The following is a 12549-nucleotide window of genomic DNA, read 5'->3' on the forward strand; positions in this document are numbered from 1 at the left end:
GGCCGAAGAACATGTCTGACACCGAAGCCACCCTGTCCGTCGCGGAACGCCGCAAACTGCTGCTGCAGCAGAAGCTGCGCGAACGCGGCATGTCGGTCGTGCACGCCGAACCCGTGGCGGTACCGAGGATCCCGGCGGGGGAGCGGCGCCCCCTCACCCCCGGCCAGCGCCGCATGTGGTTCCTGCAGACCCGCGACGCCGACGACACCGCCCTCAATATCTGCGTCGCCTACCGCCTCACCGGCCCGCTCGACGCCGACCGCCTGCACGCCGCGTTCGACACGGTGGTGGCGCGCCACGACATCCTTCGCACGACCTACGGCGCGGATGTCGACGGCACTCCGTTCCAGGTGTTCACCGCGGATGCCCGCGCCGTCTGGTCGACCCACGACGTCACCGAGCTCGCGGAATCGGGTCGCGACCTGCGGGTGGAGGTGCTGGCCCAGCGTGACTTCGCCCGCCCCTTCGCCCTCGGCACCGAACTCCCGCTGCGTGCCACGCTGATCCGCACCGGGGTCGACGAGCATGTCGTGCTGTTCACCATCCACCACATCTGCTGGGACGACGACTCCTGGGCCATCTTCTTCGCCGAACTCAACGCCGCCTACCGGCTCGGCGCACCCGCTGTCGACGCGTCGAACGCCGACTCACAGCCCGACACGGTGCAGTTCGCCGCGATCGCGCCCACTGCCGAACCCGCCGAAGCCGACGTCGCCTACTGGCGTGAGGCCCTGCGCCCGCTGCCCGAGCCCCTCGAGCTCCCCGGCTCCGCCTCGGCCGACGCGGGCAGGCACGCCCGGCGCCGCACCCACCGGCTGCCCGCCGACCTCGTCACCCGCACCGAACAGTTCGCGCGCGAGCAGGCCGCGACCCCGTTCATGGTGCTGCTCGCCGGTTTCGACGCCCTCGTACACCGCTACACCGCCGCCGACGACTTTCTGGTCTCCATCCCGGTGACCGACCGTCCCGTCGGCACCGAACAGCTCATCGGCTACTTCGGCAACACCCTGCTGCTGCGCGCGGGAATCGGTGGCCGCGACGATTTCGCCACCTTGGTCGCCGGCGTGCGCAACACCTGCACCGGATCGTTCGCGCGCCGTGGGGTCGGCATCGATCGTGTTGTCCGTGAAGCGAATCCGGACCGTGTCGCCGGACGCGACGGCATGGATCAGCTGGTCCGCCTCGGCTTCAGCGTGCGCAAGAGCGCCGACGGCTTCGCCATCGACGGCGTGCGGTCCACCCAGCTCGAACTGGGCGCGGCGAGCGCGCAGGTGCCGCTGGCCTTCGCCGTGGTGCTCGAGGCCGACGGCAGCGCGGTGGTGGAAGCCGAGTACCAGACCGACGTGCTCGCCGATGCCATCGTCGACCAGCTGCTCGTCCATTTCGGTCGTCTCCTCGACAGTGCCCTGCGCGACCCGAAGCGCAGGCTCGCCGATCTCGACATGCTCGGCGACGCCGATCGCGCCGCGTTGCTCGACCGTTCGCACGGCGTGCTCGTCGACGAAGAGGCGACAACCCTTGTCGCCCTGCTGGAGTCGGCCGCGGCCGCCGACCCCGAGGCGCGGGCCCTGGTCTCCGATGATGTGGAGCTCACCTACGCCGCGCTGCACGCTCGCGCGAATCGGTTGGCGCACTGGCTGATCGAGCAGGGCATCGGCACCGAGGACATCGTCGGCCTTCGGCTCGGCACGTCGGTCGAGTTCATCGTCGCCGTGCTCGCGGTGCTGAAGGCCGGTGCCGCGTACCTGCCGATCGACCCGGCCTACCCGGAGGACCGCATCGAGTACCTGGTCGAGGACGCGAATCCTCGATTACTGCTCGGGGCGGTCGAATTGGCCGCCGCCGAGGAGGCTGCGTCCGAGCTGCCCGCGACGGCGCCCACCGATGCCGAGCGACTGCGCCCACTGCGCCCGTCGAACCTCGCCTACGTCATCTACACCTCCGGCTCCACCGGCAAGCCCAAGGGTGTTCCGGTGCCGCACAACGCGATCGCCGAACACATCGTCTGCTTCACCGCCGACTGGAACATGACCCCCGCCGACCGGCTGATGCAGTCGTCGTCGGTGAGCTTCGACGCGTCGCTGGTCGACATCGCGATCACGCTGACCGTCGGTGCGCAGCTGATCGTGCCCAAGCCCAACGCTTTCCGCGACATCCGCTATGTCGCCGACTTGATCAGCCGCCGCCAGGTGACCGTGCTGCACATGGTGCCGTCGATGCTGAGCACCTTCCTGCTGCTGCCCGAGATCAGTGAATGGCAGTCGCTGCGCCAGATCCCCGTCGGTGGCGAGGCATTGCCCGGCGAGGTCGCCGACCGCTTCGCCAACACCCTCGACGCCGAACTGCGCAACCACTACGGCCCCACCGAAGCCGTGGTCTGCTCCACCCACATGCCGGTCTCCGGTCCGCAGGGTACCGGCGTGGTGCCGATCGGCATCCCCAACCGCAACGTCTACACCTACGTCCTCGACGAGGCGCTCCAGTTGGTGCCCGACGGCGTCGTCGGTGAGCTCTACCTGGGCGGTGAGCAGCTCGCCCGCGGCTACCTCGACCGCCCGGCACTGAGCGCCCAGCGTTTCGTCGCCGACCCGTTCACCCCGGGCGCTCGGCTGTACCGCTCCGGCGACCTGGTGCGCCGCAACACCTTCGGTGAGCTGGAGTTCGTCGGTCGCGCCGACGAGCAGGTGAAGGTGCGCGGTTTCCGCATCGAACTCGGCGAGGTGGAAGCCGCGATCGCCGCGCATCCCGCCGTGGCCCACTGTGTTGTCGTGGTGATCGAGGACCCGGCCATCGGCGCGATGCTGGCCGCCTATGTGGTGCCCGCCGAGGGCACCGTCGACCTCGAACAGGTCCACGCCTTCGCGGCGAGCGGACTGCCCGAATACATGGTGCCCAGCGCGTTCGCGGTGATCCCCGAGATCCCGCTCACCGTCAACGGCAAGCTCGACAAGCGCGCCCTGCCCGCCGCGACCCCCGCCGTGGTGCGCACCCACCGCGCCCCGGCCACGGCCACCGAGCGCAAGGTCTGCGCCCTGTTCGGCGCCCTGTTCAGCCTCGACGAGGTCAGCGCGGAGGACTCCTTCTTCGAGCTCGGCGGCCACTCGCTGCTCGCGGCCCGGCTGGTAGCCCAGGTCCGCGCCGAATTCGGCGTGGAACTCGACGTCCGCGTCGTCTTCGACAGCCCGACCCCCGCGGCCCTCGCCGCCAACTTGGTCGCCCGCTTCCTGGCCGAATTCGACATCGACCTCGACGCCGTCGACAACGATTTCGACGACGCCGCGACCGAGAGCGAGACCACCGGCACCGGTCGCCCCGCGATCGGTGGGCGCGCGCGTGGCGAGCGTGTTCCGCTGTCGTACTCGCAGCTGGCGATGTGGTTCCAGTATCGGATGGAGGGTGCGGGTTCGGTCGGCAACCTGCCGCTGGCCATGCGCTTCGACGGCGCACTCGACATCGCGGCGCTGCGTGCCGCACTCGACGACGTGGTCGCTCGGCACGAGTCGCTGCGCACCACGTTCCCCGAACACGACGGCGTGCCCTACCAGGTGGTGCACCCCGCCGCTCCGGTCCCGCTGCCGGTGCGCGAGATCGCGTCCGACCAGCTCACCCAGGCACTCGCCGAGATCGCCGACTACCACTTCACGCTCGACGGTGAGCCGCTGATCCGCGCCGAACTGCTCGTACTCGAGGCCGACACCCACGTGCTCTCGCTGCTCGTGCACCACATCGTCGCCGACCACGCGTCCTTCGGCGTGCTGCTCGACGACCTCACCACCGCCTACCGTGCTCGATGCGAGCTGGGCGTCGCCCCGAACTGGGCGGCATTGCCGGTCCAGTTCGCCGACTACGCGCTGTGGCAGCGTGAACTGTTCGACCAGGCCGCGCCGAGCGCGTTCGCCACCGACCAGATCGACTACTGGCGCGCCGCGCTCGCCGACGTGCCCGAGGAGATCGCGGTCGCTCACGATCGGCAGCGTCCGCCGGTGCTCGGCAAGCGCGGTGAAGTAGTGAACTTCTCGCTGCCCGCCACCGTGCGCTCCGGGCTGGAATCGCTCGCGATCCGCAGCGGCGCCACCGAATTCATGGTGTGCCAGGCCGCGGTCGCCACCCTGTTGCACACCCTCGGCGGCGGCACCGACATCACCCTCGGCACTCCCGTCGCGGCGCGCACCGATCCGGCGACAACGGCCATGATCGGGTTGTTCGCCAACATGGTCGTGCTGCGCAACGACCTGTCGAACGCGCCGACCCTGCACGACACTGTGCTTCGGGCACGCAATGTGGTGCTCGACGCCAATGCACACCAGGAGCTCCCGATCGAGCGACTGGTCGAAGCGCTCAACCCGCGCCGCTCCCGCTCACGGAACCCGCTGTTCCAGAGCATGATCCACTTCCGTGGCGCCGACTGGGCCCCGACCACATTGCCGTTCGCCTCCTCGGGCGAGACCACCGTCACCGTGCTGCCCGCCGACTTCGACGTCTCGTTCCTGGATCTGAACCTGAGCCTGAACGTGACCGCCGACGGCGGCATGGATGTGCGCGTCGTCGTCAACGCCGATCTGTACGACCCGGCCACGGCCGCGCTGATCGCCGACGCGCTCGCCGCCACGCTGCGCGCTTTCGCCGAGACACCCGACCTGCCGGTCGCCGACCTGCGGGTGCTGCCCGCCGAGGATCTCGAGCGCCTGCTCGCCCCGGCTGCCCCGATAGCGGCGAGCGCCGTCGCCACCGGTGCCGCGACCGACTCCGATACCGAGCGCACCCTGATCGCCCTGATCGAGGAACTGCTGGAGATCGACGAGGTCGTCGGCGACGACAACTTCTTCGCCCTCGGTGGCGACAGCGTCATCTCCATCCAGTGGTCGGCCCGCGCCGACGCCCTCGGTCTGCCGCTGTCGCCGCAGATGGTCTTCGAGTGCGCCACGATCACCGAATTGGCCGCCGCCGTCGACGCCGCCGCCGGTGGCGCGACTCAAGCCGATGAGCCCGAACAGGTTTCGCACGCGCCGATGAGCGCGTCGGGCCTGGAATCCGACGCCCTGTCCGCGCTGACGGCCGCCTGGTCCGCACAGGGATGAGCACGAACGTCGGGATGAACGAGCAGTTAGGAAGGGACGCAGCATGAGTGCGCCGCAGATCGAAGACGTACTCGCGCTGAGCCCGCTGCAGGAGGGGCTGTTCTCCCTGTCCCGGCTGACGGGCACCGAGATCGACCTGTACACGATGCAATTCGTGGTCGATATCGACGGCCCGCTCGACACCGACCTGCTGCACCGCAGCGCGCAGGCCATGCTGGACCGTCATCCGAACCTGCGGGCCGCGTTCTGGGACACCGATGTGCCCAAGCCGGTGCAGATCATCCCGTCGCGTGCGGAGCTGCCGTGGGCCGAACGGGCCGCGCTGTCCACAGAATTCGACTCGATCGCCGAATCCGAGCGCCGCGTCCCGTTCGTGCTCAGTCGCGGTCCCGCGCTGCGAGTGCTGCTGCTCGACGTCACCGACGCGCCCGCGCCGCGCAAGCGGATGATCCTCACCGCCCACCACATCCTCATGGACGGCTGGGCGGTGGCGGTGTTCTTCACCGAACTGCTCGCCGTCTACCAGGCGGGCGGCGCTCCGGACGGTCTGCCCGCGCCCCGTCCCTACCGTGACTACATCGGTTGGCTCGGCGCCCAGGACCACGACGCCGCGGCCCGCCGCTGGGCCGAGTACCTGCAGCAGGTCAGCGCGCCGTTGGTGCTGGCCGACGGCACCGGCGAGCGCGGCTCCGCGGTTCCGCAGACCACGCGACTCCGGTTGTCCGCCACCGAAACCGAGCAGTTGCAGCAGTGGGCGCGCGGCAACGGGATGACGCTGAACACCGCGGTCCAGTTCGCCTGGACGCTGCTGCTCGGCCGCGTCACCGACCGTCGCGATGTCGTCTACGGCACCACGATCTCCGGCCGACCCGAGAAGCTCGCGGGCGTCGAAGGCATGGTCGGACTCTTCATCAACACCGTCCCGGTCGTGCACCGACTCGATCCCGCCGAGCCGGTTGTCGCGCAATGCGCACGCCTGCAACGTGATTCGGCCACCATGCGCGACATCGGCTACCTCAGCCTGTCGACCCTGCAGCGCGCGGCGGGCCACGGCGCCCTGTTCGACACCCTGTTCGTCTTCGAGAACGCCCCCATCGACGACGCCATCCAGACGGTCACCGCCCCCGACGGCGCGCAGTTCCGCCCGATTGAGATGGAAAGCCTCGCCCACTACCCGCTCACGGTGGTCTCCCACCTGAGCGACGGCGAACTCCTCGTCCTCGTCGAGGCGATCCCCGCCCTCCTCGGCCACCTCGACCCCGCCGACCTCGGTGCTCGCATGCTCACCGTCCTGCGCACCCTGTCAACCCTCGACGCAGGCGCGACCACCGAGTCGATCGACCTGCTCACCGCTAGTGAGCACGCCGAGCTCCTCAGCGCTGCAACGGATATTACCCCGGCCCCGACCGCCACTCCCTGGGAGCTTTTCGCCCAGCAGGCCGCCGCTACCCCGGATGCGATCGCCCTCACCACCACCGCCGGCGAGGTTTTCACCTACCGCGCACTGCACGACGAGGCCTGCCGGATGGCGGGGGAGTTCGTCACCCACGGCGTCGGCCCGGAAACTGTTGTCGCCCTGATGCTCCCGCGTGGACCTCGCTCGATCATCGCGATCCTGGCGACGTTCGCCGCGGGGGCAGGTTATGTCCCGGTCGACATCACGCTCCCCGTAGCCCGGATCGAATCGATTCTGCGCCAATCGGACCCGATACTCGCTGTCCTCCTCGACGCCGACCGTGCCCTGCTGGACAACACGACCCTCGACACGGTGTCTGTTGACAGTGGCCCCGGCAAGGCGACTTCCAGTGAGACACTCGTAGACATCGCCGTGGCTGCTCGGCACAATGCAGACGTACACGGCGCAATCGCCGCAAACTTCAGTGGTTCGGATACTGCCGGTGGTGTCTCGGCGTCGGCAGACCGGCATTCAGTCCAGGTATTGGCGCTCGACGAGCCTGCCGTCCTGGCGCGGATCGCGTCCCGGCCGGGGCAGGCTCCCGCAGTGCATCGCGAACTCGGCCACAGCGCCTACATCATCTTCACCTCCGGCTCCACCGGGGAACCCAAGGGCGTGGTCGGCACCAACGCGGCACTGGCGGGTTACTTCGCCGATCACCTGGAGCGTTTCTACCGTCCGGCCATGGAGAAGCTCAGCCGACCGCTACGGATCGCCCACGCCTGGTCGCTGGGCTTCGATGCCTCCTGGCAGCCGATGGTCGGCTTCTTCGCCGGGCAGGCGCTGCACCTGTTCGATGCCGAGGAGATGCGCGACGCGCACCGAATCGTCTCCGGCATGGCCGAATTCGACATCGACATGATCGACACGACCCCGTCGATGCTGGCGCAGTTGGCGGCAGCGGGCCTGCTGGACCGCGAACTGTCGGTGCTCGCCCTCGGCGGCGAGGCCATCGACACCGCCCTGTGGGCGCGACTGCGCGCACTCCCCGGGACGGCTGTGTACAACTGCTACGGCCCCACCGAGACGACCGTCGAAGCCGTGGTCGCACCCGTCGCCACCTCGGAGATCCCCACGATCGGCACCGCCAACGGCGGAATGGTCGGCTACGTGCTCGACTCCCGGCTACGACCGGTCCCGCAGGGCATCGTCGGCGAGCTCTACCTGTCGGGCGTGCAGCTGGCCCGCGGCTACCTCGGCAAACCCGCCATCACCTCGGACCGTTTCGTCGCCGACCCCACGCGCCCCGGCGAGCGCATGTACCGCACCGGTGACCTCGTGCGCAGGCTTCCTGGTGGTCGTTTCGGCTACCTCGGGCGCGCCGATGCCCAGGTGAAGGTGCGTGGCTATCGCATCGAGGTCGGCGAGATCGAGACCGCGCTGCGTCGCTCCGCCGATATCGACACCGCCGCGGTGACCGTGGTGCGCCGTGCCGGTGGTGCGTCGCTGGTCGGCTTCGTCGTCGGCAAGGCCGGTCGCGCCGTGATCGTCAGCCGGGTGCGCGCCGACCTGGCGCAACGCCTGCCCACGTACATGATTCCCGCGCGCATCGTTGTCATGGATCAGCTGCCGGTCAATGTCAACGGCAAGCTCGACAGCCACGCGCTGAATGAGCTCGCCGAGCAGTCGCTGGTGGTCGCCGACAGCAACGCGGCCGCCGAGACGGCAACGGAGATCGCGCTCAGCGAGCTCTTCGCCGAACTCTTCGACGGCCGCGCACCCGGCATCGACGCCGACTTCTACGAACTCGGCGTCGACAGCATCGTCGCGATCTCGCTGGTCAACAAGGCCCGCCGTCGCGGCCTCGCCCTCAATCCGCGAATGGTGCTGGCCTGCCGGACCATTCGTGAACTCGCCGCCGCCGTCGACGACGCACCGGCCGCCGCCGCGCAGTCCGGCGCCGACGCCTACGGCGTGGTGCCACCACTGCCGGTGGTCTCCTGGATGTACGAGTACGGCAACTACCGCCGTTTCACCCAGACCGCACTGCTGCGCCTGCCCGCCGGAATCGACCGTGCGGCACTGGAATCCACCCTCCAAGCGTTGCTCGACGCGCACGACACCCTGCGCGCGGTGCTCACCGACACCACCGACGGGCCGCGCTTGGTCACCCGGGCGCCCGGTGCGGTGCACGCGGGCGAGCTGGTGATCGAAGCGCCCCGAGATCTCACCGGCGCCGAACTCGACTCGGCTATCACCGAATTCGCGCGTATCGCGAACGACGCCATCGATCCCCGCACGGGCGACATGGTGCGTGCGGTGTGGTTCCCGGGTGCGGTGTCCGGTGCGGGCAACGCCGTGCACAGCGCGGATTCCAGCACCGCACGCCAGGACACCGACGGTGAATCCGGCGACATACTGCTACTGACAGTCCACCACCTCGCGGTCGACGTCGTGTCCTGGCACGTCATGCTCGACGCACTGGCCGCCGCGTGGCAGCAGATCCAAGCGGGCGTGACGCCGAAGATGTTGCCCGAGTTCACCTCGTACCGACAGTGGTCCGAGGCCATGTGGCAGCGCGCGACCGAGCCGGAAGTCCTCGCTCAGCGCGATTACTGGACCACACAGGTCCGCGAGCCCGATGCCGCACTCGGCTCCCGGCACCCCGCCCCGGCGACCGACACCTGGTCGAGCCTGCGGGTCAGCACGGTGGCGACTCCGGTCGCGGTCACCGAACGCCTGCTCAACCGCATCGGCAAGGACGAGGGCGTCCGCGAATTCCTCCTCACCGCCCTCGCCATGACCATGGCCTCACTCCACGCCGACAACGGAAACGACCCGGCCGCAGGTGCGTTGATCGCCATGGAAGGCCACGGCCGCGCCGACACCACCCTCGGCACCGACACGGCCAACACCCTCGGCTGGTTCACCAGCGTCTTCCCCGTACGCCTCGGCGTCGGCGACAACGCGGTGGATGTCGCACGCGCACAAGCGGACCCCGCCGCCGCTCGCACCCTGCTCGACTCGGTCTCCGCGCACCTGCGCGAAATCCCCAACCAGGGCCTCGATTACGGCCTCCTCCGCTACGTCAACCGTTCCGCGGAACTCCGCACCGCCGCCGAACCTCAGGTCGAGTTCAACTACCTCGGCCGAATCGACTTGAGCGGCAACGAAACCGACCCCTGGTCACTGCTCGTCGGCGAACACGACACCGCACTTCCGCTCGACCCGGAACCGGCTCTACCCCTGCGCTACGCGGTCGATGTCATCGCGGGCATCGGCGCCACGCCGGAAGGCTCCGCGCTGACCACCAACTTCCGCTGGAGCGCATCCCTGTTCACCGACACTGGAGCCGCCCGCTTGGCAGAATTGTGGGCTCAGGCGATCACAACTCTGGCCGACGCACTGGACCTCAGCGCAACCACGCCCGATGAGGTCGCTGGCTGACCTGGCTGTCGAGGTCGTCTCCGGTTGGATGAGCCCGGCGCGATCATGCGGTGGCCTCGCGGTTCGCGGTGGATGTGCGCCCGCCTCGGTCGGGTGGCGGTTGCCGCCACAGGAGTACGACTGCCAGCAGGCCTACCAGGGACGGGGTCATGAGGACCCAGCCGAGCAGCGGCGGGAGCCCGGTATCGCCGGAGGTGTCCCTGGTGAGGAGTTCGGTCAGCCCCACGGTGGCGCCGAGCGCCGCCAGCGCTGTCGCGGTCGGTCGGGCCCAGCGCTTTCCCGCCCGCACTGTCCAGATCGACCCGAGCCAGGCGATCGTTCCGAGCGCGCTGATGGTCGTCAGGATGAGCAGATATGTTCCGACTGCCGAGTCGACCTGGGTCTGGGTATAGCTGGGGTAACCGTCTCGGATGTGTTCGGCCAGTAGTTGTCGAGTGCCGTACGGGACGACCGTAGTGATCACGCTGAGCCCGAGACCCGTATACATCGCGGCGAGAGCCGAACTCCCGGATTCGGGTCGGTTCCCGATGGAACCGCCAGTCGCGTCGTTCATATCGCCTCCGTGTTTCGCTCGCAAACCTACGCCGTAGATTTGCGTTCGACGGTATATCCTACGACGTAGGTTTGACAAGAGAAGGGATGGAAAATTGGCCAGACGTACGCGGGGCACCTCGGCGGGGCTCACCCGCGAACGCATCGCGGCCGCCGCGGTCGCACTCGTCGACCGAGATGGTCTCGAACGCTTCGCTGTTCGGCGCCTTGCTGAGGAACTCGGGGTCGACCCGATGTCGATCTACAGCCACATCAAAGGCAAGGCCGCGCTGCTGGACGCGGTGTCGGAAGCGGTGCTCGCCGAGGTCACCGTCGATGAAGAGATGACCCGCGACTGGACACAGATCGCCCGCGCGACGGCGCACAGCTACCGGGCGACCGCCTATCGACACCCCCACGTCGTCGCGCTGCTGGCCACGCGCCCACAGACTTCGCCGACGGCCCTCGCGGCACTGGAACGACTGCTGACCGCGATGCGCGAAGCCGGTCTCCCCGAGCGAGCTATCGCGGACACGCCACTGCTGCTGTTCAGCTTTCTCAACGGCTATCTGCTGGCCGTCCTCAGTGTGTCGCCCGACCGCGCCGACATGGTGCCCGCCATCGACGCGACCCAGTTCCCGACCATGGCCGAGCTTGCTCCACGGCTGACCGATTTCGGGTCCGTCGCGGAGTTCGATCGGCTGCTGGACGGAGTTCTCAGCTCGATAGGTGGCCGATAGGCGAGTGGGCGGGGATGTCAACCGGTGTGAGGCTTGCTGAACTCCTCGATCAGCACCGGATACTGCTCGGCGCCGTGACCTGCGACGATCGAGCGATCAGCGATCGCCTTGATCAGCTTCGGGAGTTCGGCGTTGACACCGAGCGCCTCGCACTCCTCGATCAGGTGGGCCATCGTTCGCGCGTCGGTCTCCAGGGCCGCCACCTCGGCGGGATAGGAACCGTTGTCGATCTGCTCGGCGTACCCGGGCAGCCAGGTGGCCACCCCGGCCGCCATCATCTGCGCGAACGGGGCGAACGTCGCGGCGTCGACACCGGCCGTTCTGAGCATGGCGGTGCCTTGGAGCCAGGCGTTGAGGATGCTCCACATCATGGTCAGACCCGCCACGTCGTACAGGGAAGCGAGGCCGTGATCGGCGCCGAGGTAGCTGACGGTGCCCAGTGCCTCGAGCGTTGACTGATGAGTGTCGAAGTCGGCCTGTGGACCGCTGTGCAGAATCACCGCGTCGGGTGTTCCGATCGCCTGCGGGATGGCCATGATCGCGCCGTCCAGGTAGTGAGCGCCGCGCTGCGCGAACCAGCGGGCAGTCTCGCGGGCCTGGGCCGAGTCGCCCGAGGTCAGATTGAGCAAGGTGGTGCCGCCGACCTCTGTGGTGTCGAACAGTTCACGGACGGCGGGGTAGTCGGAGACGCAGATGATCGTGATCGAGCCCGCTCGCAGCGCGTCACCGATGGTCGGCGCGAGCCGCGCACCCTCGGCCACCAGCCGGTCGGCCTTGGCGGGCGTCCGATTCCATACGGTGGTGGGATGTCCGGCGGCGAGGAACGCGCCGGCGAGCGCCTGGCCCATGAGCCCGAGTCCGATGACGGTCACGGATGTTTCGGTTGCGTTGTTCATGGCAGCATCATCAACGTTCATACCGGTATGAAGGTCAAGTGAGGATGCCATGCGAATCGGCGAACTGAGTACCCGCACAGGCGTCAACACCCACCAACTGCGCTACTACGAGGCCCAGGGCCTGATGTCCGCGCACCGCAGCCCGAACGGCTACCGCGAATACGACGAAACCGCCCCACTGCGCGTCCAGCAGATTCGCCACCTACTCGGCGCTGGCCTGTCCTCCGAAGACATCGCCTACCTCCTACCCTGCGCAGAAGGCGAAACCCCCACCCTGCCCGCCTGCCCAGACCTACTGTCCGCCATGCGAACCCGTCTCCACCGCCTCGACGACCAAATCAACCGCCTCACCCGATCCCGCGAAGCCCTGGCCGTCTACATCGCCGCCGCCGAACGCACAACCAGCGACACCTACCCACCCTTCGACGGAACCGAACCTATCCCCGCCTGAGCAGTGGTCG

At 68.7% G+C, this 12549-nt stretch carries 6 protein-coding genes; 4 read left to right on the plus strand and 2 right to left on the minus strand.

Annotated features, from left to right (window positions below; all coding sequences use genetic code 11):
- Positions 1-11: 11 nt before the first annotated feature.
- The gene (locus OHS03_RS32255; protein ID WP_328659217.1) at positions 12-5078 is read left to right on the plus strand and encodes a non-ribosomal peptide synthetase; all 5067 of its coding nucleotides are present in this window, start codon (positions 12-14) and stop codon (positions 5076-5078) included.
- A 43-nt stretch (positions 5079-5121) separates the two neighbouring features.
- Positions 5122-9921, plus strand: a complete 4800-nt coding sequence (locus OHS03_RS32260; RefSeq protein ID WP_328659218.1) for a non-ribosomal peptide synthetase — start codon at positions 5122-5124, stop codon at positions 9919-9921.
- A 43-nt stretch (positions 9922-9964) separates the two neighbouring features.
- Here the strand turns inward: OHS03_RS32260 and OHS03_RS32265 are convergent, their stop codons facing one another.
- Entirely contained in the window at positions 9965-10474 is a 510-nt protein-coding gene (locus OHS03_RS32265) for a hypothetical protein (protein ID WP_328659220.1), read from the minus strand.
- Positions 10475-10568: 94 nt separating this feature from the next.
- On the opposite strand from OHS03_RS32265, the gene OHS03_RS32270 reads away from it, so the two are divergent.
- Positions 10569-11192 carry a TetR/AcrR family transcriptional regulator gene (locus OHS03_RS32270; protein ID WP_328659222.1) on the plus strand — a complete coding sequence of 208 codons (624 nt, stop codon included), beginning with the start codon at positions 10569-10571 and terminating at the stop codon, positions 11190-11192.
- Between the two features lie 17 nt (positions 11193-11209).
- Here the strand turns inward: OHS03_RS32270 and OHS03_RS32275 are convergent, their stop codons facing one another.
- Complete coding sequence (locus tag OHS03_RS32275) at positions 11210-12088, minus strand: NAD(P)-dependent oxidoreductase (protein ID WP_328659224.1); 879 nt, start codon at positions 12086-12088, stop codon at positions 11210-11212.
- A 49-nt stretch (positions 12089-12137) separates the two neighbouring features.
- On the opposite strand from OHS03_RS32275, the gene OHS03_RS32280 reads away from it, so the two are divergent.
- Entirely contained in the window at positions 12138-12539 is a 402-nt protein-coding gene (locus tag OHS03_RS32280; RefSeq protein WP_328659226.1) for a MerR family transcriptional regulator, read from the plus strand.
- Positions 12540-12549: the final 10 nt, after the last annotated feature.

Origin of the sequence: Nocardia salmonicida (assembly GCF_036142455.1) — a bacterium.
GTDB lineage: Bacteria > Actinomycetota > Actinomycetes > Mycobacteriales > Mycobacteriaceae > Nocardia > Nocardia salmonicida.

Coding starts and splice junctions, on each gene's coding strand:
- OHS03_RS32275 (WP_328659224.1), bottom strand. CDS start 12,088: ATGAACAACGCAACCGAAACATCCGTGACCGTCATCGGACTCGGGCTC.
- OHS03_RS32280 (WP_328659226.1), top strand. CDS start 12,138: ATGCGAATCGGCGAACTGAGTACCCGCACAGGCGTCAACACCCACCAA.
- OHS03_RS32260 (WP_328659218.1), top strand. CDS start 5,122: ATGAGTGCGCCGCAGATCGAAGACGTACTCGCGCTGAGCCCGCTGCAG.
- OHS03_RS32265 (WP_328659220.1), bottom strand. CDS start 10,474: ATGAACGACGCGACTGGCGGTTCCATCGGGAACCGACCCGAATCCGGG.
- OHS03_RS32255 (WP_328659217.1), top strand. CDS start 12: ATGTCTGACACCGAAGCCACCCTGTCCGTCGCGGAACGCCGCAAACTG.